General features: G+C 32.8%; 24 protein-coding genes. 8 read left to right on the forward strand and 16 right to left on the reverse strand.

Translation table 11 applies throughout. The annotated features are described in order from the left end of the window. Positions 1–49 precede the first annotated feature (49 nt). The 5 genes from JE46_RS09345 (at position 50) to JE46_RS09365 (ending at position 5,830) form a co-directional block, all read left to right on the forward strand. On the forward strand, positions 50–1,588 hold the full coding sequence (locus tag JE46_RS09345; protein WP_031455010.1) for a glycine--tRNA ligase: 1,539 nt from the start codon (positions 50–52) through the stop codon (positions 1,586–1,588). 186 nt (positions 1,589–1,774) lie between these two features. Then, the gene (locus tag JE46_RS09350; RefSeq protein ID WP_031455011.1) at positions 1,775–2,584 is read left to right on the forward strand and encodes a LytR/AlgR family response regulator transcription factor; all 810 of its coding nucleotides are present in this window, start codon (positions 1,775–1,777) and stop codon (positions 2,582–2,584) included. Positions 2,585–2,758: 174 nt separating this feature from the next. Then, complete coding sequence (locus tag JE46_RS09355; RefSeq protein WP_031455012.1) at positions 2,759–2,992, forward strand: hypothetical protein; 234 nt, start codon at positions 2,759–2,761, stop codon at positions 2,990–2,992. Positions 2,993–3,099: 107 nt separating this feature from the next. Continuing rightward, a complete protein-coding gene (locus JE46_RS09360) occupies positions 3,100–5,145 on the forward strand; it encodes an ATP-binding protein (protein ID WP_031455013.1) in 2,046 nt (681 codons plus the stop codon). Beyond that, the gene (locus JE46_RS09365; protein ID WP_031455014.1) at positions 5,135–5,830 is read left to right on the forward strand and encodes a response regulator; all 696 of its coding nucleotides are present in this window, start codon (positions 5,135–5,137) and stop codon (positions 5,828–5,830) included. The genes JE46_RS09360 and JE46_RS09365 overlap by 11 nt, the downstream gene beginning before the upstream one ends. 86 nt (positions 5,831–5,916) lie before the next feature. Here JE46_RS09365 and thiL read toward each other — a convergent pair whose 3' ends face one another. The 15 genes from thiL to JE46_RS09440 all read right to left on the reverse strand — a co-directional run bounded on the left by thiL (position 5,917) and on the right by JE46_RS09440 (position 21,339). Then, on the reverse strand, positions 5,917–6,963 hold the full coding sequence (gene thiL / locus JE46_RS09370; RefSeq protein ID WP_031455015.1) for a thiamine-phosphate kinase: 1,047 nt from the start codon (positions 6,961–6,963) through the stop codon (positions 5,917–5,919). Between the two features lie 251 nt (positions 6,964–7,214). Next, entirely contained in the window at positions 7,215–7,760 is a 546-nt protein-coding gene (locus tag JE46_RS09375; protein WP_031455016.1) for a hypothetical protein, read from the reverse strand. Positions 7,761–7,961: 201 nt separating this feature from the next. Further along, the gene (locus JE46_RS09380; protein ID WP_031455017.1) at positions 7,962–8,672 is read right to left on the reverse strand and encodes a hypothetical protein; all 711 of its coding nucleotides are present in this window, start codon (positions 8,670–8,672) and stop codon (positions 7,962–7,964) included. Positions 8,673–8,848: 176 nt separating this feature from the next. Beyond that, positions 8,849–9,220 (reverse strand): DUF1801 domain-containing protein, encoded by a 372-nt coding sequence (locus tag JE46_RS09385; protein ID WP_031455018.1) that lies wholly within the window; start codon positions 9,218–9,220, stop codon positions 8,849–8,851. A gap of 129 nt (positions 9,221–9,349) precedes the next feature. After that, positions 9,350–9,799, reverse strand: a complete 450-nt coding sequence (locus JE46_RS09390; RefSeq protein ID WP_157505901.1) for a DUF6210 family protein — start codon at positions 9,797–9,799, stop codon at positions 9,350–9,352. 144 nt (positions 9,800–9,943) lie between these two features. Beyond that, positions 9,944–10,390, reverse strand: coding sequence for a hypothetical protein (locus JE46_RS09395; RefSeq protein WP_051872862.1), 447 nt, complete (start codon positions 10,388–10,390; stop codon positions 9,944–9,946). A 211-nt stretch (positions 10,391–10,601) separates the two neighbouring features. Further along, positions 10,602–11,177 (reverse strand): hypothetical protein, encoded by a 576-nt coding sequence (locus JE46_RS09400; RefSeq protein ID WP_157505902.1) that lies wholly within the window; start codon positions 11,175–11,177, stop codon positions 10,602–10,604. Positions 11,178–11,241: 64 nt separating this feature from the next. Next, on the reverse strand, positions 11,242–11,511 hold the full coding sequence (locus tag JE46_RS24030) for a hypothetical protein (RefSeq protein WP_157505903.1): 270 nt from the start codon (positions 11,509–11,511) through the stop codon (positions 11,242–11,244). A gap of 323 nt (positions 11,512–11,834) precedes the next feature. Continuing rightward, a complete protein-coding gene (locus JE46_RS09410; RefSeq protein WP_167343427.1) occupies positions 11,835–12,491 on the reverse strand; it encodes a hypothetical protein in 657 nt (218 codons plus the stop codon). Between the two features lie 96 nt (positions 12,492–12,587). Further along, entirely contained in the window at positions 12,588–13,097 is a 510-nt protein-coding gene (locus tag JE46_RS09415; protein ID WP_031455024.1) for a hypothetical protein, read from the reverse strand. Positions 13,098–13,210: 113 nt separating this feature from the next. Further along, positions 13,211–13,402 (reverse strand): hypothetical protein, encoded by a 192-nt coding sequence (locus JE46_RS09420; RefSeq protein WP_031455025.1) that lies wholly within the window; start codon positions 13,400–13,402, stop codon positions 13,211–13,213. 186 nt (positions 13,403–13,588) lie between these two features. Continuing rightward, complete coding sequence (locus JE46_RS09425; protein WP_031455026.1) at positions 13,589–14,044, reverse strand: hypothetical protein; 456 nt, start codon at positions 14,042–14,044, stop codon at positions 13,589–13,591. Positions 14,045–14,046: 2 nt separating this feature from the next. Then, on the reverse strand, positions 14,047–15,855 hold the full coding sequence (locus JE46_RS09430; RefSeq protein ID WP_051872863.1) for a C15 family peptidase: 1,809 nt from the start codon (positions 15,853–15,855) through the stop codon (positions 14,047–14,049). A 178-nt stretch (positions 15,856–16,033) separates the two neighbouring features. Continuing rightward, positions 16,034–17,017, reverse strand: a complete 984-nt coding sequence (locus JE46_RS09435) for a GTP pyrophosphokinase (RefSeq protein ID WP_051872864.1) — start codon at positions 17,015–17,017, stop codon at positions 16,034–16,036. Positions 17,018–17,307: 290 nt separating this feature from the next. Then, positions 17,308–21,339 (reverse strand): choice-of-anchor L domain-containing protein, encoded by a 4,032-nt coding sequence (locus JE46_RS09440; protein ID WP_167343428.1) that lies wholly within the window; start codon positions 21,337–21,339, stop codon positions 17,308–17,310. A gap of 195 nt (positions 21,340–21,534) precedes the next feature. Here JE46_RS09440 and JE46_RS09445 point away from each other — a divergent pair, with 195 nt between their 5' ends. From JE46_RS09445 to JE46_RS09455, 3 genes are all read left to right on the forward strand, one after another. Next, positions 21,535–22,467, forward strand: a complete 933-nt coding sequence (locus JE46_RS09445; protein ID WP_031455030.1) for a 1-phosphofructokinase family hexose kinase — start codon at positions 21,535–21,537, stop codon at positions 22,465–22,467. 206 nt (positions 22,468–22,673) lie between these two features. Next, positions 22,674–23,153, forward strand: coding sequence for a DinB family protein (locus JE46_RS09450; RefSeq protein WP_031455031.1), 480 nt, complete (start codon positions 22,674–22,676; stop codon positions 23,151–23,153). A gap of 49 nt (positions 23,154–23,202) precedes the next feature. Further along, positions 23,203–23,703 carry a DinB family protein gene (locus tag JE46_RS09455; protein ID WP_031455032.1) on the forward strand — a complete coding sequence of 167 codons (501 nt, stop codon included), beginning with the start codon at positions 23,203–23,205 and terminating at the stop codon, positions 23,701–23,703. A 49-nt stretch (positions 23,704–23,752) separates the two neighbouring features. On the opposite strand, the gene JE46_RS09460 is transcribed toward JE46_RS09455, so the two are convergent. Further along, entirely contained in the window at positions 23,753–24,709 is a 957-nt protein-coding gene (locus JE46_RS09460) for a helix-turn-helix transcriptional regulator (RefSeq protein WP_031455033.1), read from the reverse strand. Positions 24,710–24,722 lie beyond the last annotated feature (13 nt).

The raw sequence follows: 24,722 nt of genomic DNA on the forward strand, positions 1-24,722 counted from the left end.
TAGTTGATTTTCTTTTTTTTAAACCTACTTTTTATATTTTTGCATCATTATGGCAAAACAAGAAGATTTATTTAAGAATGTGGTTTCGCACGCAAAAGAGTACGGATTTATTTTTCCGTCAAGCGAAGTATACGACGGATTGAGTGCAGTGTATGACTATGCACAAAATGGAGTCGAGTTAAAAAAGAATATCCGTGAATATTGGTGGAAATCAATGGTTCAGATGAATGAAAATATTGTAGGATTAGATGCTGCAATATTGATGCATCCAACAACCTGGAAAGCTTCAGGCCACGTTGATGCTTTCAACGATCCGTTAATTGATAATAAAGATTCAAAGAAAAGATACAGAGCTGATGTTTTAGTAGAAGATTATGCTGAAAAGTTAAATCAGAAAGCTCAAAAAGAAATCGAAAAAGCAAGAGCCCGATTTGGAGACGCTTTTAATGAAGAAGAATTTGTTAGTACAAATGCACGTGTTGTAGAATATCTTTCAAAAAAGAAAGAAATTTTAGCAAGGCTTGCAAAAGGTATGAGTGAAGATCTTCAGGATGTAAAAGCGCTGATTGATGAACTTGAAATTGCTGATCCTGAAACCGGATCAAGAAACTGGACAGATGTAAAGCAGTTCAATTTAATGTTCGGAACAAAACTTGGAGCTTCTGCAGATTCTGCAATGGATTTATACTTGCGTCCGGAAACGGCACAGGGTATTTTCGTTAACTTTTTAAATGTTCAGAAGTCTGGACGTATGAAAGTTCCTTTTGGAATTGCCCAAACCGGTAAGGCATTTAGAAATGAAATAGTTGCAAGACAATTCATTTTCCGTATGCGTGAATTTGAACAAATGGAAATGCAGTTTTTTGTACGTCCGGGTGAAGAAATGCAATGGTACGAACACTGGAAAACAACCCGTTTAAACTGGCATTTATCTTTAGGTTTAGGAAAAGAAAATTACCGTTTTCACGATCATGAAAAATTAGCACATTACGCAAATGCTGCTGCCGATATTGAATTTAACTTTCCATTCGGATTCAAAGAACTGGAAGGAATTCATTCCCGTACCGATTTTGATTTAAAAGCACACGAACAATACTCAGGTAGAAAACTACAATATTTTGATCCTGAACTGAATGAAAACTACGTGCCATACGTGGTTGAAACCTCTGTAGGTCTTGATCGTATGTTTTTGGCTGTTTTTGCAACATCGTTGCAGGAAGAAGTTTTAGAAGATGGATCAACAAGAACGGTGTTGAAATTACCTGGAGTTCTGGCACCAACAAAAGCAGCTGTTTTACCATTAGTTAAAAAAGACGGATTGCCTGAAATTTCCAAAAAAATCATCGAAGATTTAAAATGGGATTTCAATGTTTCTTATGATGAAAAAGATGCAGTTGGCCGTCGTTACAGAAGACAGGATGCTCTTGGAACTCCATTTTGTATCACTGTAGATCATCAGACTATTGAAGACCAAACGGTAACCATTCGTCATAGAGATACTATGAAGCAGGACCGTGTTGCGATAGCTGATTTAAAATCAATTATTGAAAACGAAGTTTCAATGAAAAATTGGTTAATGAAAATGTAGTTTTTTCAATTTCAATATATTAAATCCCAAATTCTAAATTAAGAGTTTGGGATTTTTTTATACCCTACTTTAGGCTGTTTTTTTGCAAATGAAGATATGGGTTTCGATATTTTTTATAACTTTAGATGTTTTATTTTGAAAAAAATCCCCGCAAATTAATTGATTAACCCCAAAATTAATCCAAAAATGAATTACACCTACATTATTTTAGATGATGACCCGGACAGTGTTGAAAAAACAAAGACAATTGCAAAGGAGTTTTCAGAGTTAAATTTTATAGCCTCTGCTAATAACTACACAGATGGATTGAACCTGGTATTAAAACATATGCCAGATTTGGTTTTTTTAGAAATTGACCCCAAAGATAAGGCCAGTGGGCTTGCTTTGAATTTAATTAATGGATTATTAATGTATCTGAAAGAACTGCCTAAAATTATTGTTACAACAAAAAGCAAGGAGTTGGCGTTTGATTGTATACAATATGAAGTAAATGATTATTTCCTAAAACCCCTGTCGTCTATAGATTTTGTAAAATTGATTCATAAATTAAATAAATTGTCTAATGAAGATGAAGTGCTTTTGGTTCAGAAATTAAAACCAAAAGAAAAACAAGATGTTGAGGGTATTCAGATTAATAAAAATCGGAAATCTTTCATTCTGTGTGTAAAATCATATGGAGATCATCGTTATATAGATTCAAGTGAAATATGTTACTTTCAGGCCGATAATAATTCAACAGATATTCATTTGAAAAACGGTGAGATGATTACCGCTTTTAAGACTTTGAAACATTTTGAAACCGTTTTGTCAAATCCTTTTATCAGAATACACAACAGTTATATAGTAAACAGGAATTATATTTCGAGAATACATACTGGGAACTCTTTATGTTATATAAAAAAAACGACTATCAAACTGCCGTTTTCTAAATCTTATAAAGCAAATGTTGATTTTATAATTAGTGAATTTGCCAATGAAAATTACATAGAAACTTAAAATAAAACCATCTGCCCTGATTTGCTATCCATTCACTCATGAACGGGTAGCATTGACCATAAACGCCTTTTTTTAAGGCGATTGTTGAGGTTTACTGCTTAGTTTTACAAAAGAATTCCGAACGAAACGGAATCAAAAAATGTAAAAAAGTATAACAATATAAACTCAACAATCATGAAAAAATTAGCTTTAACAACAGGATTATTCTCTTTAGTAATGGTATTAACTTCATTTAATACAGCTGAAGCTTCAAATGATATTTTAGTAAACAATACAACAGTTGGAATTGATGGAAATCAATCAGCAGGACAAAGCAGAAAAGTAGATATGATGGGAACTGATTTATCAAACCAAAAAGTAAGTATTGATGGAAATCAGTCAGCAGGACAAAGTAGAAAAGTGGATTAATTAGCTGCAATTCATTTCAATATACAGAAGGTCGTCTAAATTAGACGGCCTTTTTGTTTATGCCTAATGTATAGTTTTGTATTTTTGAGTAAATTTTTAAGACAAAATTGAAAAAAAACTATCTGATATTACTTATATTTTTTATTGGTTGTACGAAGCAAAATGAAGGCACTCGTGTATCCAGTCAATCAAGAGATAGCCTGGATTTGTACTTGTCACTGGCTAATGAATACAAATTGCCGGTAGAGATAAAGCAAAAGTACAATCAAAAAGCTTTTGAAGTGATTATGAGCCAGCCCGATGACTCACTCAAAAGGGTAAATCTTTTTAAAGTTGCCAATCGTTATTTTAATATGAGGGATTGGAACAATTATAATAAAACGGTTAAAATTGTCTTAGAAAAGGCCCAAAAAGCAAAGGATTCGGTTTCAATGTCGAAAGCTTACATTTATTTAGGGGATTATTACAGTTCTCAAACATCTTCAGACAGTGCATTTGCATTTTATTATAAAGCTGAAAAATTATATTTAGCTACTGATGATTTTTATAATTTAGCAAAGACAAGACTTAGCAAAGCATTATTGCAGTATAATGAAGGTGATTTTTATGGAAGTGAAAAAGCTATTTTTAATGCACTAAGAGTTGTTAAGGGCAAAAATAATAATGATATTTTATACGAGGCCTATAACCTGCTTGGAATTTTATACAATGAATTAGGTGAATATGAAAAGGCAATCGAATTTCATAACAAAGCAATTGCCAGTATTGATGACAAAATTATTCCTGTTGAATTCCAATCAAAAGCAACCTCATTAAATAATATAGGATTTGTTTATCAAAATCTCAGTGATTACAAAAAAGCTAATTTTTATTTTCAGGAAGGATTAAAGGAGAAAAACCTGTTTAACCAAAAGCCCGAATTATATGCCATTTTGCTGGATAATTTAGCTTATTCTCAGTTTAAGTTAAACGAGACCAGTCAACTTCCAAATTTATTTTACAAAGCACTTAAAATAAGGGATAGTTTGCAGTTAACTGCAGGTATAACAGCTAGTAAAATGCATTTGTCTGAGTATTTTGCTTCGGTAAAAGATACTGCGAAGGCGCTGCATTATTCAAATCAGGCACTGATAGTTTCAAGACGGACCAAAAATTTCCGTAATGTATTGGTGGCTTTGAAGCAGTTATCGTTAATTCAGCCAGAAAAAGCTTCAAAATTTTCAGAAGATTATATTAAGCTTAACGACAGTCTGCAAAAGGCTGAGCGTAAAATGGGAGACAAATTTACTCGGATAGAATATGAAACCAATGAAATAAAAAGCGAAAATTCGAGTTTAGAAATACAGAACAGGACTTTGGTATATGTTTTTAGTTTCTTTTTACTGATAGTTCTGTTTTTTTATATCTATAAAACACAACAGGCAAGAAACAGGGAATTGCTTTTTAAGCAGCAACAGCAAATTGCAAACGAGGATATTTATAATTTAATGATTTCGCAGCAAAATGCAATTGAAACCATGCGAATCAGAGAAAAGAAAAAAGTTGCACAGGAACTGCACGATGGCGTTTTAGGAAGGATGTTTGGTGTGAGGATCAGTTTGGACAGTCTTGATAAATTAGATGAAGAAACTGCAGCCGATAAGCGAAAAAAATATCTGCTCGAATTAAAGGAGATTGAACAGGATATTCGTGAAATTTCACATGATTTAAATAAAGAAAAATCAGGATTGATCAATAATTTTGTTGCGATTTTAGAAAAATTGTTTCAAAATCAAATCAATACATTTAGTGCTAAATTGATTTATAACATTGATTCAAATATTAAGTGGGATTTGGTAAGCAATGTTGTAAAAATTAATTTGTACAGGATAATTCAGGAGGCCCTCCAAAACGCGAATAAATATGCAGAAGCAAAAACAATTTCAGTTGAGTTTAAGAGTGAGATTAATTATTTAGTTTTATCAATATCTGATGATGGAGTAGGATTTAATACTCATAAAACAAAAAAAGGTATTGGGCTGCAAAATATTGTACAGCGAACGGCAGAGTGTAACGGAAATGTTGATATACATTCGGCTAAAAGTGAAGGGACATCTATTATCGTAAAGATACCAATTGACCAAAAAATAAATAAAATTCATAATGAAAGCTGATTCAACAACATCGTCGCTTAAACAAACAAGCAACATATTAATTGTAGACGACCATCCGTTTATTATTGAAGGTTATAAAAATGCTATAACACGTTATAATCCTGAAAGCCATGAGTTTTTGATCTCACAGGCAAAAGATTGCAAATCTGCTTATGAGATTATAACGAATCCTGAAATCTTACCTTTTGATATTGCCTTTTTAGATATAAGTATGCCTGCCTATGATGAAAAAGAAATTTTTTCAGGAGAAGATTTGGCAAAATTAATTCTGGAATACATGCCAAACTGCAAAATTATTTTGCTGACCATGTATACCGAATTACTAAAAATTAAAACCATCATCCGGACCATACAGCCCAATGGACTGATTATTAAAAATGATTTGACATTTGATGAATTGCTTTTTGCTTTTGATAAAGTGATAAAAAGCGATAAATATTACAGTCAGTCAGTTCAGAAAATGCTGAATCAGTCGCCTCATCATTCAATTGAAATTGATGAATTTGACAAACAGATTTTATTTCATTTGTCTAAAGGAACCTCTGAGGAAGAAATGCCGCATTATATTCCTATTTCTGTAAACGCAATAAAAAGACGAAAAAAAGGTCTTAAAGAACTGCTCAAAATAAAAACAGATTTAGATGATGATTTGGTAAAAGAAGCAAAAAATAAAGGACTTTTTTGAGTTAAAACTCCAAAATAAAAAATCCAAATTCCAATCAATCATCATATGGTTGGAATTTGGATTTTTTGTTTGATTTTTTTTTAAAATTATTCACTCAGGGCATCCCAGCCGCGAGCTTTTAAGGCAATCTTAGTATTGGCGCGTGTTACGAGATGAATTCCTTCACTTTCATCAGCCATGTGACCAATTATAGAAAAGTTTGGATTTCCTTTTATTTTGTCAAAATCATTAATGTCAATGGTAAATAGCAACTCGTAATCTTCTCCGCCATTAATCGCAACGGTTGTACTGTCGATATTAAACTCTTCGCAAGTCGAAATAAATTGTGGGTCTAAAGGTAATTTATCTTCGTACAGATTACAACCCACCTTTGACTGCTTGCATAAATGAATAATTTCTGAAGAGAGTCCGTCAGAGATGTCAATCATCGAAGTTGGTTTTATTTCAAGAGCGTGTAGCAAAGTACGAACATCTTTTCTGGCTTCAGGTTTCAGTTGGCGTTCAATCAAATAAGTGTAAAGATCCAAATCCGGCTGATTGTTTGGGTTTACCTGAAAAACTTGTTTTTCGCGTTCTAAAACTTGTAATCCCATGTAAGCGGCACCAATATCGCCGGTTACAACCAATAAATCAGTTTGTTTGGCTCCGTTTCTGTATACAATTTCATCAGCGTCGGCTTCACCAATTGCAGTAATGCTGATGATTAATCCTTTTTGAGATGAGGTGGTGTCACCGCCAATAACATCTACTTTATACTCATTTGCAGCATGTGTAATTCCTTCAAATAATTCTTCTAAGGCTTCCAGCGGAAAACGATTAGAAACGGCTACAGAAACCGTTATTTGCGTTGGTTTAGCATTCATGGCGCAAATGTCAGAAACATTTACTACTACAGATTTGTATCCTAAATGTTTCAAAGGCATATAAGCCAGGTCAAAATGGACACCTTCAATTAATAAATCGGTCGAAACGACTACTTTTTTATCCTTAAAATCAAGAACAGCAGCATCATCGCCAATACTTTTTAAAGTCGATTCCTGTTTAACATCGAAATTTTTGGTTAAATGTTCTATTAAACCAAATTCGCCTAATTGCGCTATACTCGTACGTTGTGGGTTTTTATCTTCGATCATTTTGTCTCTTTATTGCTTTTTGGTTTTTACCAAGTTTGCAAAGGTACGAAGTTGAAGGTTTAATAACTATAAACGGAGTTCGATTATTATTTTGTAGCACCAGCATTTGGTTTTTTGGCAACATTGGTCCCACTTTCCGTTGCAAACAAAGTTTTTTTGAACTCGATTAAAATCAAAAGAATTTTTACTTCAATCCGGGCTAATGCAAAACCATTTTTTATTTTGTCTTAAAATTTTTACAAGGTAAAACATTATGCTTGGTTTAATAAATTGACATACTTAATGTTTCTGGCCAGTAATTTATTAAAATAATCGTTTACACTATCTTTAAATTCTCTTTTAGGCTTATCTTTTTTATAGGCTTCTAAAAGTCCCTTCTCTTTTAATCTTTTAGTCAATACCTTACTTTTAAACTTTTTAACAGGACCCGAGATAGTTTCTGAATAATATTCAGGAGAGCTTGAAAATCCGGGAGTAACATAGAAACAAAATTCGCCATGTGCTAAAATTATGTAGCTTTTATTTTTATATCTTCTCCATAATTGATCCTCTTCAGGAGAGTAAAAATCAGCACAAAAATGAGAAATTCCAACTCTTTCTGTTCCATTGTCAGTTTTTATCAAGAGGCTTTCTCCTGCAAAAATGACATAAAGAAAAGAATTTTGAGCTATTTTATATCCTGGTATAAATTTATCGTTGTAATAATCTTCAATGGTTTTGTAAAATCTAAAATCTGTTTGACTAAAGGAAAGATTGCTAATGAAAAGTAATAAAAATACAAATTGAATTTTCTTCATTTTTTTGGATGGTTAATTAAGTTTAATAATTAGGGGTAGTTTTTTATTTTAGAGTCTCTTTAAATTTATTATCATAAAATAAGGCATTTTTTTAGAATAGTAGTCCTTATTCTAAAAAAACACGAATTTATAGTGGAAAATCATCATAAAGCCAATAAATTTTAAAAAGACACTCTTTGCAAACAAGCCCCAGAGTTGATTTTATTGCTCGATATAGAGAATTTTCTCATCGGAATTGTAGTTTGTTTTGAGATTAAAGTATCGGTCAATTTTAGACAAATTAACGACAATGAAATCTGTGGAGGAAAAAACCGTTTTGCCAGGATATGGATTCGATTTAACATAAAAGGCATGTTTCTCACAATTTTTCACGGCTGTTTTTTCCCCGGTACTTGAATTGACTGACCAAATAATTGGAAATTTTTTCTTTCCGTTTTCCAAAATCAATAAATTTTCAATTAGTTGAATTCCAATTTGTTTTGTTGATATAATCAGTGTTTTTAAGTTGTTGGTGCTCATTGAATCTTGTGTAACGTATCCATCGACGCTAACATCTTTGTAATCGTAGTATTTACAATTACCTGACAGCACACTACTGAAATTGCTGAGGTTTATTGGATCAAGGAAAATTTCGTCTTCATCTTTGTAGATCAATGTTGTTGCGATTACTGCTGGACTTCGTTTGTTTTTAATTGCATTTTCAACGATAAATTTACCCATGTTGGAATAGATGTACGATTTTCCATTCTTTTTTACAACGATATTTGCCATTTGGGGCGATGAATCGCTTAGTAGACTTTTAACCAAGAAAAAGATTCCAAAACCAAGTAGGATAATGGCGAAAAAGGGAATCCAGCCAACGATTTTACTTCTCTTCTTAATTTGTTTTTGACTTGTAGTAGCGTTTTGCATGCGATTAATAATTGAAAACTTAGTGTAAATCTATAAAAGTTTATAGAATAATCGGATAATTAAGGAAATATTGGGTATAAACAATAAATTTAAGTGTTTAAAAAAATATTTAGTTTTCAGCATACGTGTACCAAGTTGAAGGTTTTGTTCTCGTTACTTATGTATTTTTCTCGCGGTTATTCTTTGATTTTTATTGTTCTGTTTCTGTATAAGTCCAACGCTTTTTGCAAAATGGTTTCTATTGTTTTTAACGGTAAGTCTTTGTTTGGATTAATTCTGAAAATCTTCATTCGGGAACGCGTACCTTCTTCCAGTTCAGGGTAATCAAGATATTTGCCTTCTACCATGAGAATATAAGGTTCGTTTGTTTTTTTATCTGTCCACAAATAGCAAAACATTTTCTTCTTATAGCAAAAACAAGGCATTCCCCACTTTTGCGTTTCGGTAATATTTGTGTCCTGATCAAGAATAATGCTTCGCAATGCAAGCAGACAACTCTTGTTTGGTTCTTCCTTTTTCAGATAGTAATTATAAAGTTCGTCTAACATTGGTTACCTGTTTTACGGCAATTAAAAAGTCAATTTTTGCATCTTCTGGATTTTGATTTTTTGCTTTAAAAGCTTCAAATTGTCTTGTAAACATTTATAAATGAGTTATTTGATTTTATTTGAAGTAATTTAGTCACTATTGTTCCACGTAATAACTCCGTTTAAAGAAGTTTTGTCGAAATTTTTTAAGAGTGAATTATTTTGTGAATCTACATTTATTTTTACCCATATCCAAGCTTCATGTGATTCAGATAGTTTTGTATTATCAATACTTATAAAATCTTTTAAATTATACTTTTCGAGTATTGATTCAATTACGTATACATCTTCAGGATCAATTCCATTCGTTGCACCTGTTCCTTGATATTTTGAAGAGAGAAAATATTTTGTTAGTTCGGTTTCTGGGCTATGAAGGATATTCGATTCAATAATAACTTCATTCCCAACAGGAATATATATACCTTCCAGTTCTGCTTGTAAACATTTATTTCCTCCTGTTTGATTAGAGAAAGTTATACCAGTTGGTAAGTTAACTATCATCCCAAATCCAAGGCTATCATAAAGAGATATTCGCTTCATTATTTTTGTTGTTTTTAGCAGTTAGTTTTTTGCGATAGTCAACAGGCCCAGTAAATTATCCAAATACAAAACATTTTTGCATTAAGCTAATTGCACAAATCGATTGTAGCTGTTAGAAGGTTTTTTTTATTCAAGAAAGACAATTTATTTTTTGTAGTCATAAATTTCTAATGAACTAATACTGGTTCTCGGTTTTACTTTTATGCTTTTCAAAGTTGAATTTGGTATAAGTTTATTGTCCACATTTACATATCCATCTCTATTTTTTGAACGTTTTTTATTTTGATTGGTAGCTATAATTTTTAATCCGTCCATAAAAGATTTTGTCAATTTGGTGTTCAAGTTATCTGTTCCAATATAGAAAGCGTGTTCGCCTTCTTTTCCTAAACCGTGTTCTAAAAAGATTTCAAATGGCTTCAATTTGTTTTTCTTTTCAAAATTTTTGACATAATCCATTATCGGTTTTTCTGATGGTGTTCCGCAACAAATGCTGGAATAACCAACAATAATATAATTTTTGTCGTTTTGAGAAAAAGCAAAAACAGGAATAATTATTAAAGCAATAGTTATAAGTTTGAGTAGATGTTTCACTTTTTATGATTTTCTTTTGTGGCGGTCGGTCCAGTAAAATTACCGTCAACATTCTTCTTTTTGGTACTACAGTGGGCTTGCGACTAAAAGCACATTATTGTGCTTGGCCAGCGATAGCGAACAGGCGAAGTAAATCATTTTAAATACAAAACCAGCATCAAATTTTGCCAATTACCCAACTAACTTGCGTGTGTTGTGCGTTCGATTTTATTTACCATTTAGCATTGTTTTTTATCAATTCAATTGGTATTTTTCTTTTAACATAAATTTCATTACCAAATCTGTTGCCTTTTTTATTTACAATTAATGTATCGCCATAAAATTCAAATGTTTGTTTTATTATTCCAATTTCTCCCATTCCTGTAATTTGAGTTATTAAATCTCCTTTAATCACATTATTTTCAGAATACAAAATTCCACGCCATCCAGTAAATTCAGGGTCAAACATTTTACTTTCTAACAAAGGTTTCTCTCTGTCAAGCATAAACAAATTAAAATTTCCGTTACCATAAAATTTGTAAACACCATAAATAGTATTTACGTTTTCATAATTTTCCCTTGCTAATCCGTTAACAGGTTTGTCTCCTGAATAATATGTTGTGTTATACTCTTCATAAATCACCAAAGTATCAATTTTCTTTAAAATGCTTTTATCAAAATATTTTTTATTTTGATACACTTTTTGGTCAATTGCAACTTTTGAATGCCCATTTTTAAGTTTATATGTTTTTATCCCACATGAAATGGTTGAAATTAAAACCAATATTATAAATATACTTTTCTTCATTTTTAATACTCTCTTTTCATTCCGCCAAACTGATGCCCAACTTTCTGGGGTTTGTGCGATTTTTTTATTTAAATATAGAGGAAATTTCTTTTTTCTCATTTAACTTAAATATATAAAGTATTTCAATATCATTTTTTTTTATTTCACTTAAAAAAGAATCTTGTGCACCTTCTTTAGTTATTTCCATATATTTCATTTCTTCGGTTGAATAATCAAAATTCTTTGATAATATTAACGAATTGTTTGTTTTTGAAATGCACTCAATTTCGTTACTAATTGTGTTTTCTTTGTTTTTTTGAACGAAATCAGAAAAAGACATAAAAGAGTTTTGCATCGATACACACTTGAAAATCAATACAGTTTTGTCATTTTCAATTTTTAGACTAACATTTTTTGCGTAAATAGTTGATTCTGTTTTGAAATCTGCTTCACAGTCGCAGGAGTTGTTGCTTTCAGAAGTTTTACCTTCCTTACAGCTTAAGAAACAGATAAAAAATATTAAAGAATAAAGTGTTTTCATTTTGTCTTTGCAAAATATCTCAAAACGTCTCGCCTGTAACCGTCAGTAGCGGATCAAAGCGGTCTGAGTTTTCTCTGCCAAGATAAACTTTCTTCGCGAAACGGCAACTTCCCGTTACCGAAATCTCGCGATTGCGGTTACCAGCCGTTTATTCGTTTTTTTTCTAATGTTTTAAAGAAATCAATGTATTCCTCTGATGGTACAAATGTTACTTCTTGAACAGTTGGAATGTTATACTCTTTTTTTGCTCTTTCACAATAATTGAAACCAAGATCACTAATGAAATGCACAGCGGTATTAAAATTTGAGGAATTTGCTGTTTTAAAAATTACTTCCCCATTATCTAGTTTACCAAAGTTGTAAAATATTCCCGCAAGAAAGGATAATTTTTGATAGTTATAAATAAATTTATGCTCATCCAAAATAAGTTTGTGTACTTTGTAGGATTGCTGTGTCTTTTCATTATAATAATCCATTCCCTCGTCTAAATATTTCAAATAAAAATTATTGATTTGAGTTGCAATTTTTTCATTGAAGAATGAATTTTGCTTTTCTGTAATTTCTGATTTAGAAATTTTATAAACTTTACAAATCGAGTCTGAAAACATTCTGCTTAGTTCTGGTTTTGTACTTCCAATGTAACTTGCAGACTCTTTGCTTTCAAAAGCTACAGTTCGTCCATTATAATCGTCCATTAAGCCTAATATAAAACTGTTTGTGTCAAATCTAAAATTAATCTGGCAATTTGCTTTTTCAAAGAGAATGAATATCGCTATTAGAATGATTTTCTTCATAAATGGCTGGTAGCGTTCTGGCACTTAGTGAGGTTGAGGATTAAAGATGCGGGATTTTTCGGTTAAACACAAATTTCCCTGTTAATAAACATTTTTTTATCGAATTTTCTCTTTAATCGAATAAGCAACTTCAATCCCTTCACATTTTTTATTTTGCTTTACGTGAATTAAAGTGTCATTTCTGAGATAGAATTTTTCGTTAATGAATATTTCATAGTTATCGTCTGAATCTGGTGTACAATCTTTTATTGATACATCTCTACCATTTTTTCTTATTTCTTCAATTGTTCTGCACATTGCAGCATATTCTGTTAAATAGACACATCTTTTGGGTTTGAAACTATTGAGAATAATAGTATCATTTTTTAGATTCCAGCTTCCTTCGCTCCACCATCTGGCTGTGCATGCTCCACCAATCAATTTAAAAGTTCTATTTTGCTTGATTTCTAACTTTTCAGTAAATGGAACTTCTTTTATTGTATCAAACCATATTTTCACAAACTCAGAATTTTTATTTTCATTTAGTTGTTCTTTCTGTTTGAACTTGTTACAACTTGAGACGCAAATTATTAATAGTATGATATGTAGAATATTTTTTGATTTCATTGTTCTAAAAATTTTTGCTAACGTTTCAAGGCTAACCAAAGTAGTGGTAATTTAGGGATAAATAGAACCGTCTATTTTCCAAGAAAGATAAACGAGCTATTACATTTCTTATGCTAAAAATGTAAAACTTCGCCAGGTTTTGATTTCTTTATTTTCTCAATAATTTCTTCACCATGTTCATATGATCTGCATTGAACAATAATTTTGTTCGGCGAGTTTTTAATATCATTTTTCACAGCCAAATTACCGGCCATCATAACTTCAATTTTTAGAGTTCCAATAATTTTTGGTCTTACAATTTTCATTCGATTTTCTGTTATGTGTTTGGATTTAAATTAAGCTATTCTTCGGATTTGCCAACCGATAGCAAACAGGCGAAGTAAATCTTTCAAATACAAAACCATCTTTTCATTAAGCTTATTGCCCAAATCTGTTGTAGCTGGTAGGCGATCGGCAAAATTGATGTTATTTGAATCAAGTTAATTTTTTATTTAAATCTTTTCAAGCTTAATTTTTGTTGTGTCTTTTAAACTTATTCTATAAAAAAATAAATTTCTATAATTTTTATATAAATCAGCATTTAAGATTTTATGTAATTTTTGAGGTTGTTTTTTTCTTAAAATTTTTATAATATTAATTTTATATTTCCCTTTTATAAAATCAATTGAATCCAGCAGAATATTATTTTCATAATTGCAAAAGCATTTTATTGACATAGTGTCTTTATTTTGATAAAAAGTATAAGTTTTTGGTGAAGGGTTAATGCTTTTTTCTTGATTTAAAAGAAGTTTCCCATCAATAGTCAGGTACTCACTTTTTGCAAAAACATTTTTATCAGTAAAATTAAATATTCTAACATCATTATTGTTAGTTGAGTTTTTTTTGTCTTGAGACTTACAAGATTGAGTAAACCAAATAATAAATATATATATAAATACTTTTTTCATATTTAAATTCCTTTTATGCCTTCTTCAATACCTTTTTTAACAATATTCAATAATCGTTTCATTTCACTATCCTTCAAATCTTGTTTTGCTTCTTGTAGTTTTTCAATGTGAAAATGACCAGTTGCTAAAGTAGGTCTTATTTCACAACGCATTTTCCCAACTCTATAAAAGATTTCATTTGAAAGATAATCTCCCCCCGAACCTTCATTTAATATTTGTTCACTTTTAGGAATTGTATTTTCTGGATGTAAAACATTATCAAATTTCCAGTTAAATTTTATAAACGGAGCATTTGCAAATGTTTTTGGTAAAGTTGTTTGTATCCATTCAAACTTTGTAGAAACGGCTTGCGAACCATTTTCTCTTATGAAATTTTCATTATCGTTGAAACCTCCTCTTCTTGAGGTTCCAAACATATCAATAACATTTTCCTTAGGACGATATTGACTAACAGTAATAATCATATCAACTTGATTAATCCAAGGTTTTATATATTTTTCAATAATTCCTTCTCCTTGTCCTTTTGCATTATCTTGGTTTCCGTCAAAATCTGTATACCTGACTGGTACAATCATAGTTTGAATATAACAATTTCCAATATTTATGTCATTTAAACTCAATGCAACACAACCCGAAGGGTTGGATTGTAAAATATTTCCAATAAAAATAGGATTATCAAATTGATTTAGAATAAACGGGTCAAACCCAGTTATTAAAACTTTTTTCTTGCCACCTGCTTTGCTGAAATCTATTCCGGTATAGTTTCTGCTTTTTTCTTCAAAAATCTGAATTATTTTCTCCAGTTCTGTTCCTTTTTTGACTATGCTTTTTTCGAAATCAATATCTTTCTCAAAAAGAAAATGGCGTTTTAGCCTCACTTGCATTTTGTTTCTTGTCCAGTATAATGGTCTGTCGTCAAGTTTACCTGACTGAACTTGTTTTATAGATGCATCCCAAATACATTTTGCATCTTGTTCAACTCTAATTTTTATTTGCTCAATCGTAAGTTCTTTGGTATTGTTTATAAATTCCGAAAAATCTGTTGCTATTTTCAGGATTTCTGAATTAGAACTTATAAACTTATTTTCATAATTACTTTGTAAATCTTTGCTCCCTAAATCATCCGTATTGAACAATCCGATTAATTCTTCATAATTCCTTAAATAGGCGATAGGCTTTAGCCTATCTTCTTTTTCAGGAAGATTGAAAAATTCCCCATTAAAAAATCCACTTACATAGAAACTATTTAAGTCTTCAGATTTTATTTCTGTTTTATGTGTGTCATAATTGTAGTTTTCTAAATCTTCGCTATACCATAATGGGTTCAATTCAAAAAAATTCGTTTCACAACTATTACCTTTTATCTCTATATTCCATTTTAGTTTATCAAGTCCAAAAAATTCTTGTTTTGTGCTTTTTGTTTCTGCTTTTAGGTTAAAGTTTATTTTTGTTCCGTCTTCAACTTCTTTGGTTATAATTTTTATTTTTACTTTTTTTCCGTAGAAAAAATCAGTAGCTTTTATTCCCCCAAAGTTTTGAATCGATGATTGTTTTAAAACAGTATTTTTGTCATCAATAAATTGTATTTCCGTAATTTCAGGGTGTTTTTTTTCAGGAGGAGCAACATAATCTCCAAAAGTTACACCTTCTTTTCCTGTAATTATTATTTTTTTGTTTGAAATAAGACTAAGATTTCCTTTTGTAGCAGTAATTGTAACTTTATTGGCTGTTTCAGTAAAAGTTCCAGCTCTTATTGTGTAAGCTCCGTTTACTTTTATATAAATATTTTTAGCCGTTTTATTTATTGCCATAATTCGTAATGTTAATTTATTTTCGGTTTCGTTTATGTACAATGTTGTGGGTTGCTGTCGGATAACTTTCTGTTTTTACATCAGGTTTTGGAATAAACTAAACCCATTCTTATTTACCAAATAAAAAACCAACTTTCCATTAAGCCAATTGCCCAAATCCGTTGGCTGTTAGGTACAGTTATTTTTTTATTTTCTCTCGCCATTTTGAGATTACTTTTCCCCAATTATGCTCTTTCCAATCTTCATTTCTTGAATTCCAATAATCATCAGATTTCAAATCTAAAATGGCTCGTACAATGCCAACTTGCGCCCAATTCCCATTTGCTACAATCTCTTTTTCAATTTCGGGAATTATTGTTTTAGTTTCTATTCTCATTTTATCAAAAGCTTCTAAACTTATATTGTGGCTCATAAGCTCTTCTAATAATCTTCGAGTTATAGTATTACCTTTACTTCGATCAGGAAAAGTAAAATCTAGATATGCTTGTAAGGTGTCTAGGTTAATATCTTTTGAAAAATCAAATTTAGGTTGTCCTTTATTTTCGAAAATTAGTGATTTCTTAAAAATCTCTTTTTCATTTTTTAGTTCTTGAAATTGGGAATCAGCAATTTCTAAAAGTGCACTTAATTGATATAATTTCCGTCTAAATTTTAAGGGAATATCATCTTTAGTTTTATATGCTAATTTATGTTCTATATCTGCCCACGAGTGCATTAGAATAGTTCTTACTTGAATTTCTGTTTTAAGATTTTCTAATCCACGGTAATTTGGAGCTTTTGCCCAAGCTTTTTTTATTTTTACTATGTAATGATTAGATCTATAGCCAAAACGATCCGCTTCTAAATTTTCAGTTTTATCAATAGAATCTAAAACATCAAATTCCTCATTAATTATTTCCGCAATTTTCCCTAGATCTAACGGATAAAAACATATAATTCTTAAACCGCAAAAGTCTTCAATCTGTTCTATTGGTTTATCATATCCTTTTCGTTCGATTTTTTCAAAGTATGAATCAAATTCTTTTACTCTCGAAGATATCGTGTGGTATGAGATTTGTTGTTCAGAAAGAAAAGTTATTAAAGCTTGTTTAATGTTTTCGGCTAGCCTTAAATAGAGCTTATGATTATTTTCGTAGTGTACTTGTATTTCTTGTTTTTCCATAATAATTGTGCCTAACTTGTATATATACGATACAAACATTCGCTAATCTACCCAAATTGGGATGTATATACGAATGTTTGTATTGCATTATTTTTTTCAAATATAAATAATAATAGTAACAAACTTACAAAAACGAACATTCGTATTTTTTATCCTAAAGTTCTTGCGAGCGTGAAGGATGGGAGCAGGTTACCGAAGTAACGCGGACAGACTGACAGCATCCCGGTAAGAGGGCGAATAACCGTAAAGTAGTTTGGCTCTCTTACCGGGATGGTGGCACGCCCAAATGATTATCGTTTCATACTAAAATGTGCCTTAAATACTTGTGTTACTCCGTTTTTTGTGTAGGTTGCGTGAAACCAATAATCGGTGGTGGGAAGCGGATTTCCGTTGTAATTTCCATCCCAACCCGAACCGGAAGGCTTGATCTGTATTAGGAATTTACCATAGCGATCGTATATATTGATAACGGCATCTGGCTGAAAAGCGAGATCGGGAATATTCCACCTGTCATTAAAGCCGTCATTGTTTGGAGTGAAAAATTTGGGATACTTGAGCACATTAGCAGTTAAGTATAGATTTTGGCAATTTCCTTTGGTATCTCTTATTGTAACAATATGTTCTCCTGAATCAACATTGGAGAAGACATTACTGGTTTGAAAATCGCCACCATCCATTTGATATTCGTAGGTTCCAAAACCATTTGTGTTTACTATGATGTCTATATTTTCTTCAAAGTCATCCTCTACGGTTAATGAAGCAACCGCCGGGCTGGATTTATCCACAATTATTGTTGCAGGATTGTAACCACATTCGTCAATTGTGGGTATTTTTTTGATACTGACGACTGTGTAAGTTCCATTTTTGGTCGCTGTATAATTGGCTCCTGTGTTTACTTTGTTTCCGTTCAGAAACCAGTCAACCGTGTAATCGGCAGGATTAAGTCCTGAACTCAATTGTACTGAATTGAGTGCTGCTCCTGTTTCGTAATCGACACAGATTATGGCGTTTTTTAATGTCAGATCTTTTAATGGATAAATAGTAATATCAAAATCATCCTGTGCAGCACAATTGAAATTGGCAGGAGCCGAGGCATGGATGTACATTTTTTGGCTAAAGGTTATTTGTTCTCCCGCAAAATGAGGAGTTCCGGTTGCATTTGGGCCGCTATAATATTTTCCAACAGCTAAGACAGGCAGTGTATAGCTTTGACAAATGGCAACGTCTGCAGTACTGGTCAGTATAGGTGTAACAGAAATAGTAACTGTAAAACTTTTTTCGCTGGTGCAAATCAATCGATTCCCTACAACAGCATATACATAAATAGTTTGTGAGGTTCGCAATATAGTCCCGCCTGGAATAACAGGGCCTTTTCCTCCGGGCTGTGAATAATAATTCCCTAAAGTTAAATTGGGGAGCGTATAGCTGTCGCAAACATTTATATTTTCGAAGTTTCCAACATCTATTCCGTTATAATTCACTTTAAAAAAAGTTTCATTACTGCAGCCTGTAAAATCAGCCCATTCATTATAGATGTAAATAGTCTGGGTTGTGTTTATGAGCGTTCCTTCGTTAATTTGGGTTCCCTGGCCGTGCGGACCTCCGGTTGCGGTGTAGTATTTTCCGTTTTTCAATACAGGAAGTTTAAAAGCTGTACAGGTAACTACATCTGTAAAACTATCTACCAAAGGGCGTTTCCTGATTTCTACAATAAAACTATGTTCGTTGGTACACTCTGTTCCAACGTCATACACATAAATGGTCTGTGTTGTAGTGATGATGTCTCCAGCTTTTAATTGTTTTCCTCCGCCGTTGGTTTTGGTAAAATACTTTCCGTTTACTAAAGGAGGAAGGACATAGCGCTCGCATTCCAATCTATTGGCAGGGGTATCTACCAAGGGCAGGGTTTTTATGGTAATTTCATATTTTAAGTTATCGGTACAATTAGGAGAAGTTGTGGTGACAGCATAATAGTAAACAGTCTGTGAAGAAGTAATGTTGGTTCCGGCAGGAATGTTTTGCCCCTGTCCGGCCGGGGCGGTATAATAGCCACCTACAGCAACAGGCGGTAAAATATAGTTTCCACATTTTGAAATGGGAACAAAGCCTGATGCATTAATAATGTTAATTCTGAAAGAATGTTCATTGGTACATCTTCCATCATCTGCAAAAACATATAGCGTTCGGGTGGTAGTGATATTGGCTCCTGCATTTAAACGGGTACCTAAGCCGCCAGATGAAGTATAATAATTTCCGTTTGTCAAAGGAGGAAGTGTGTATGAATTGCAAGTCACTACATTAGCAGGTTTTTCTATTGCCGGTAATGGGTATACTATAAAGGGCACTGCTATGTCACGACAAACAGCTCCGTTTATTGTAGCATAATAGTAAATAGTCTGATCTGTTGTAAATATAGTTCCTGCCGAAATTGTATTTCCTTTTCCCCCAGCAGCAGTAAAAAAACCACCTGCAGGTACGCGCGGAACTACATATTGGCCGCAGGCTTCTTTTTTAAAAGTAATTTCATAAATCAGGACTACATTAAAGGAATTCTCATTAGTACAACTGTTTGTATTAGATTTATTGAAAATATAATAAACACCACTTTTGGTGATGATATCGCCGGCATTCAATTTGGTTCCTGTTCCGTTTGGCGCTGTATTGTATTCACCAAATGAAATGGTAGGCAATGTGTAGCTGTAGCAGGCAACAACATTTGGAATATCATCTACTTGCGGGAGAGCGTAAATAATTATATTGAAATTTACTGTTGCATAACAAGGCGAACTTGAAATATTTTCGACTCTTACCCAGATAGTTTGTGGTGATTGAGACAAGGAAGTGTTGAAAACTTTTGGATTTGTTATACTATTTGTCGCACTGTTTGCTTCTGTTTGGGTTTTGTAATATCTGATTTTATAGTCTAAAGGATTTAATCCATTAAGTATGGCGGTTTCCTGAAGAGTTAAATCAACACTTACTCCGGAATTATTATCACAAACACTCAGATCCGGTGGTTTTACAATGTTGATTGGAGCCGTCACAAGCAAATCAAATACAAGTATAGTATTGCAATAGGTATTATTGTTGGAAACATGTACCACTTTTATATATATCGTCTCATTACCGGCACTAGTGTAAGAAGTTAATTGATTATCAGGAATAGCCGGTCCGTTTGTATTGGCTGCTTGTAACGAATTATAATAAAAAAGAGCATATTCTGCCGGATTCAGTTTCAATGCCGCCAAATTATTCTGAGTTAAGTTGTATTGATAAGCAGAGTTTCCGTTATAACATGTAGTTAGGTTTTTGGGAGCTGCAATGACTAAATTGCCAATACTAACTTCGTCTTTTATCACACAACCAGATAGTGTTGCTGTAACACCATAAGTTCCGGCTTTATGAAGTGTGAGAGAGCTGTTTGTTTCTCCGGGAATTACAGCTCCATCCAGAGTCCAGACATAATCGTAATTCCCCGCAAGTCCCGACTGCAATGTGACATTTTCTCCCTCACAAATGATTCTGTCCGGTCCTAAATCCATTGTGGTTATAAAACTGCCTCCTTTTATAAAAACTGCCGAATCATAATTACTGTCGTTATAATCACCAATGGCCAGCTTTATACTATAAGTCCTGTTCGGGATTACGGTTGAAGAAGCTGTTAAAATTTTAGTTTCTCCTCTCATATTGATAGCAGACCCTGCCGGATTGGTTACATTATAACGGTCAAATAAATTGGAATTGGCAGATAAGCAGGCAGAATTGTACTGCTGATCCCGAATATTTTTGACCGAAACAGGTGTTGTTGTTCCCGGAACTACGGCAAGATTTTTGGAAACCCCAGTTGTTAAATCGGTCAGGATAAAGGCAAAAACATCACTAAAACCACATTGAAATTCCCCATATTCATTCGAAGCAAAAAGAAAATCAAAACTAAAATTACTCGACAAAGGCGTAAAATCAAACTGAAGATAACTCACATCAGTAATGGGTACAATCTGCCCGTTTTCATTACTTATATTCTGTAAATCATTATCATTGGAAGTGTTTAACCGACTGCTTTCATTGACCCCTCCTGTATAAGAGCCTTCAGTATGTTTTGTAATCCCATTCCGAATAATAATTCCGTGTGTAATTGGAAAATTAGGATTGGTATTGGTGAATTTTCCAATACCCAGCCGTGATGAAAATTTGAAGTTGCTTTCATTAGCACAGGCATTCTGCATTAACTCTTGTCGAACTAGTTCAGGTATAGCCAAAGTTGTAGTGTCGACTATAATTCCTTGTGATGAAGATATGGCCGAATAAAATAATAAAATCATAAGCAGAGCAGCTCTCATAATTCATATTCTATTAATTCCGTTACTTAAAGTTACGAAATTATTTCAATTTAAATTCATGATTGTCAGTATTTTATGATTTATGTTTGTGTTTAACAAAAAATGATTTTACAGTTTTTAATTTGTTAAATTGCATAGAAGTTTAATTCAAACCATATATTCTAAATATTGTAAAAGATGAAATCATTTGATATAGTTACTTTAACCGTAAATCCTTCAGTAGATAAAAGCACACATTTTTCAGGATTGATTGCAGAACAAAAAATAAGATGCAAAGACCCATTATTTGATGCCGGTGGTGGCGGAATAAATGTTTCTAAAGCTATTTACCGTATGCATGGAAGCTCATTGGCAGTCTTTACAGCCGGTGGACCTGTTGGAGAAATGTTAAAGGATTTAGTAAACAAAGAAAAAATAGACTTTGAAGCAATTGAAACTAAAACCGCAACTCGAGAAAATTTCATCGCTGTTGATGATAATACCAATTCGCAATATCGTTTTGGATTTACAGGAGATATTTTAGCGGATTCAGAAGTTGAAAAGCTTTTGGAAACCATTTCGAATTTTAAACCAAAATATTTGGTAGCAAGCGGAAGTTTAAATGAAGGCCTACCATCAGATTTTTATCAGAAAGTAGCTGAAATTGCCAAAACATCCAATTCTAAATTAATCGTTGATACTTCGGGAGAGGCTTTAAAAAAAGTTTTAGAAACAGGTGCGTACCTGATCAAGCCCAATGTTGGAGAATTGGCAAAATTAGTTGGTGTAGAACGCTTAGAAATTGATGAGGTAAACGAAGCTGCTAAAAAAATTATAGCTGATCGACGAGCTGAAATTGTTGTAGTTTCACTTGGGCCTCAAGGAGCCGTTTTGGTTACAAAAGACGAGTACGAATTTGTTCCGGCCCCGAACGTTGCCAAAAAAAGCACTGTGGGGGCAGGCGATAGTATGGTGGGAGGAATGGTTTGGGCATTATCACAGAATAAAAGCCTGAAAGAAGTGATTCGTTGGGGAGTAGCCTGCGGGTCAGCAGCGACTATGAACGAAGGAACTCAATTGTTTAAATTTGAAGATGCTAATCGTTTATTCGAATGGTTAAAAAACAAATAAAATTACAATATAGATTTTCTGTAGAGACACACAGCAGTGCGTATAGCCTTAGGTGAATTGTCTGGTATTACTGGCTGTTAGATGCACTGCTGTGCATCTCTACAGCAGGAAATAAAAATATATTTATTTTTTTATTTCCTGCTGACAAACTGTTGTCACCGACCCTCAATAATTTTGAAGTATCAACAAATTAAAACTTTAAAATCATGAAAACATTAGAAGCACAAGTAATCACTTCAGAAGATTTATTGAAACACTGGCAGGGGCACCGAGCATTAACGCGTCGTTTGATTGAACTTTTTCCGGAAAAAGATTTCTTCGAATTTTCAATTGGAGGAATGCGGCCTTTTGCAAAATTAGTAGATGAGCTTCTGGCAATTGCTGCTCCGGGGCTTAAAGCAATTGTAAATCGTGAAAGCCAGCCTTATACTGAAGCAGAAGAAAAATTGATTTTCAAAGCGCAGTATCTTGAAAAATGGGATGAAGCCACAGCAGAAATCAACAAATATTGGGAGCAATTATCAGTAGAGGATTTCAACGAGACTTTTAACCTTTTCGGGCAATATGAGTTCCCGATTATTCAGAATATCTTATATTTTATTGACAATGAAGTGCATCACAGAGGGCAGGCTTATGTGTATTTAAGAGCTTTAAACATCGAACCGCCATTTTTCTGGGAAAGATAATTGTAGAAAAATTCTGTAACTTTGTTGAATAAATCTAAAATTAATGGCTATGAGTTTAAAAAGAATAATGTCCAATTATGCAGATTATAATTTATGGGTAAACCAGCAATTCGTAAACTGGCTTTCGCCGAAATCTGATGAATTGCTGTATGCAGAAGTACCTTCAAGTTTCTCAACAATTATAAAAACACTTGATCACATTTGGTCTACAGAAGAATATTGGTTTTCTGTTATTTCTGAAGCTGACTTATTAGAAAAGAAACCGGAAAGTGAATTGTCGAAAGAAGAAATCTTTGAAGGCTTATTAAATTCATCTGTAAAATTGAAACATTTAATCAATTCATTGTCGGAAGAAGATTTAGTCAAAGAAGTTAAAATCGTTAATCCTTGGTTTGAATGCGAACTGCCAATTTCTGATTATCTGCTTCAGGTTATCAATCATGGCACTTATCACAGAGGTCAGATTGTAACAATGGGTCGAAATATCGGAATCACAGATGCCTCAAATACCGATTATAATTTTTATAATGTTGTAAAACAGCAGCATTAAAAATCAAAAAAACTCCTAATGCAACTTAGTTTCTTTAGGAGTTTTTTTTCTACAAAAGCCTTAGTCTATTGACTTCTAATAGCTCCAAAGCTCTTGTTTTAAGACTTTCAGGCTCGAGAATTGTGGCGTAATCTCCAAACATTAAAAACCAACGAGGGAAACCATTATCTATATCACGACACATAAAAGTCATTTCGATTTGTCCGTCGACTTCTCTCTCAGAGATAAAACCATGATATTTTCTTTCAGTAGATAAATAGCGTGCTATTTTTTTATCAATTAAGATTCTGACTTTTGTAGTCGGGCAGGTTTCTGTTTTAGTCAGATAGGTTTCCAGAGAATCGTGTTCAATGGTGAAATCAAGTTCGGTTTTTTTAATACACTGAATCCTGTCGGTTCTAAACTGTCGGTAATCTTTTCTCAAATGGCAATAGCCCAGAAAATACCAGTTGTTATTGTCGTGAAATACACCTACAGGTTCTAAATTCCGTTGCGTAGTTTCGTCCTTTGCAAAAGTTTTGTAAGTCAGCAGTATTTGCTTTTTCTCGGCAATTCCTTCAAAAAGAACCGCTAATGTATTAGGAGAATTGTCATTAAACAGCGGTTCAGCAGTCTGCATCATTACCCTCGATTCAATATTCGAAAGATAATCTTTATCGGTACTTCTCAAAACCGATTTCAATTTATACATCGCCGATGCATAGTGGCTCCCTAAAGACGGATCAGTAAATTTCTGCATCAGTTTTTCGGCAGCGATGAAACTGCTCACTTCCTCGCGTGTAAACATCACCGGAGGTAATCGGTAACCTTCCATCAAAGCATAACCAACTCCGGCTTCACTGTAAATAGGAACTCCCGAAGCTTCAAGCGTTCTGATGTCCCGGTAAATGGTTCTCAGACTACATTCAAAACGATCCGCCAATTCCTGCGCTTTTACAATTTTCTTAGATTGCAATTGAATCAGGATGGCGACAATTCGGTCAAATCGTTTTGGGGTTTCGTCCATTTTAAGCTTTTTT

Source organism: Flavobacterium chungangense LMG 26729 (assembly GCF_000735715.2).
GTDB lineage: Bacteria > Bacteroidota > Bacteroidia > Flavobacteriales > Flavobacteriaceae > Flavobacterium > Flavobacterium chungangense.

What these genes read in the sequence shown, in the direction of transcription:
- JE46_RS09345 (WP_031455010.1), top strand. Translation starts at nt 50, where the DNA reads ATGGCAAAACAAGAAGATTTATTTAAGAATGTGGTTTCGCACGCAAAA.
- JE46_RS09350 (WP_031455011.1), top strand. Translation starts at nt 1,775, where the DNA reads ATGAATTACACCTACATTATTTTAGATGATGACCCGGACAGTGTTGAA.
- JE46_RS09355 (WP_031455012.1), top strand. Translation starts at nt 2,759, where the DNA reads ATGAAAAAATTAGCTTTAACAACAGGATTATTCTCTTTAGTAATGGTA.
- JE46_RS09365 (WP_031455014.1), top strand. Translation starts at nt 5,135, where the DNA reads ATGAAAGCTGATTCAACAACATCGTCGCTTAAACAAACAAGCAACATA.
- thiL (WP_031455015.1), bottom strand. Translation starts at nt 6,963, where the DNA reads ATGATCGAAGATAAAAACCCACAACGTACGAGTATAGCGCAATTAGGC.
- JE46_RS09375 (WP_031455016.1), bottom strand. Translation starts at nt 7,760, where the DNA reads ATGAAGAAAATTCAATTTGTATTTTTATTACTTTTCATTAGCAATCTT.
- JE46_RS09380 (WP_031455017.1), bottom strand. Translation starts at nt 8,672, where the DNA reads ATGCAAAACGCTACTACAAGTCAAAAACAAATTAAGAAGAGAAGTAAA.
- JE46_RS09385 (WP_031455018.1), bottom strand. Translation starts at nt 9,220, where the DNA reads ATGTTAGACGAACTTTATAATTACTATCTGAAAAAGGAAGAACCAAAC.
- JE46_RS09390 (WP_157505901.1), bottom strand. Translation starts at nt 9,799, where the DNA reads ATGAAGCGAATATCTCTTTATGATAGCCTTGGATTTGGGATGATAGTT.
- JE46_RS09400 (WP_157505902.1), bottom strand. Translation starts at nt 11,177, where the DNA reads ATGAAGAAAAGTATATTTATAATATTGGTTTTAATTTCAACCATTTCA.
- JE46_RS24030 (WP_157505903.1), bottom strand. Translation starts at nt 11,511, where the DNA reads ATGCAAAACTCTTTTATGTCTTTTTCTGATTTCGTTCAAAAAAACAAA.
- JE46_RS09410 (WP_167343427.1), bottom strand. Translation starts at nt 12,491, where the DNA reads ATGAAGAAAATCATTCTAATAGCGATATTCATTCTCTTTGAAAAAGCA.
- JE46_RS09415 (WP_031455024.1), bottom strand. Translation starts at nt 13,097, where the DNA reads ATGAAATCAAAAAATATTCTACATATCATACTATTAATAATTTGCGTC.
- JE46_RS09420 (WP_031455025.1), bottom strand. Translation starts at nt 13,402, where the DNA reads ATGAAAATTGTAAGACCAAAAATTATTGGAACTCTAAAAATTGAAGTT.
- JE46_RS09425 (WP_031455026.1), bottom strand. Translation starts at nt 14,044, where the DNA reads ATGAAAAAAGTATTTATATATATATTTATTATTTGGTTTACTCAATCT.
- JE46_RS09430 (WP_051872863.1), bottom strand. Translation starts at nt 15,855, where the DNA reads ATGGCAATAAATAAAACGGCTAAAAATATTTATATAAAAGTAAACGGA.
- JE46_RS09435 (WP_051872864.1), bottom strand. Translation starts at nt 17,017, where the DNA reads ATGGAAAAACAAGAAATACAAGTACACTACGAAAATAATCATAAGCTC.
- JE46_RS09440 (WP_167343428.1), bottom strand. Translation starts at nt 21,339, where the DNA reads ATGATTTTATTATTTTATTCGGCCATATCTTCATCACAAGGAATTATA.
- JE46_RS09445 (WP_031455030.1), top strand. Translation starts at nt 21,535, where the DNA reads ATGAAATCATTTGATATAGTTACTTTAACCGTAAATCCTTCAGTAGAT.
- JE46_RS09450 (WP_031455031.1), top strand. Translation starts at nt 22,674, where the DNA reads ATGAAAACATTAGAAGCACAAGTAATCACTTCAGAAGATTTATTGAAA.
- JE46_RS09455 (WP_031455032.1), top strand. Translation starts at nt 23,203, where the DNA reads ATGAGTTTAAAAAGAATAATGTCCAATTATGCAGATTATAATTTATGG.
- JE46_RS09460 (WP_031455033.1), bottom strand. Translation starts at nt 24,709, where the DNA reads ATGGACGAAACCCCAAAACGATTTGACCGAATTGTCGCCATCCTGATT.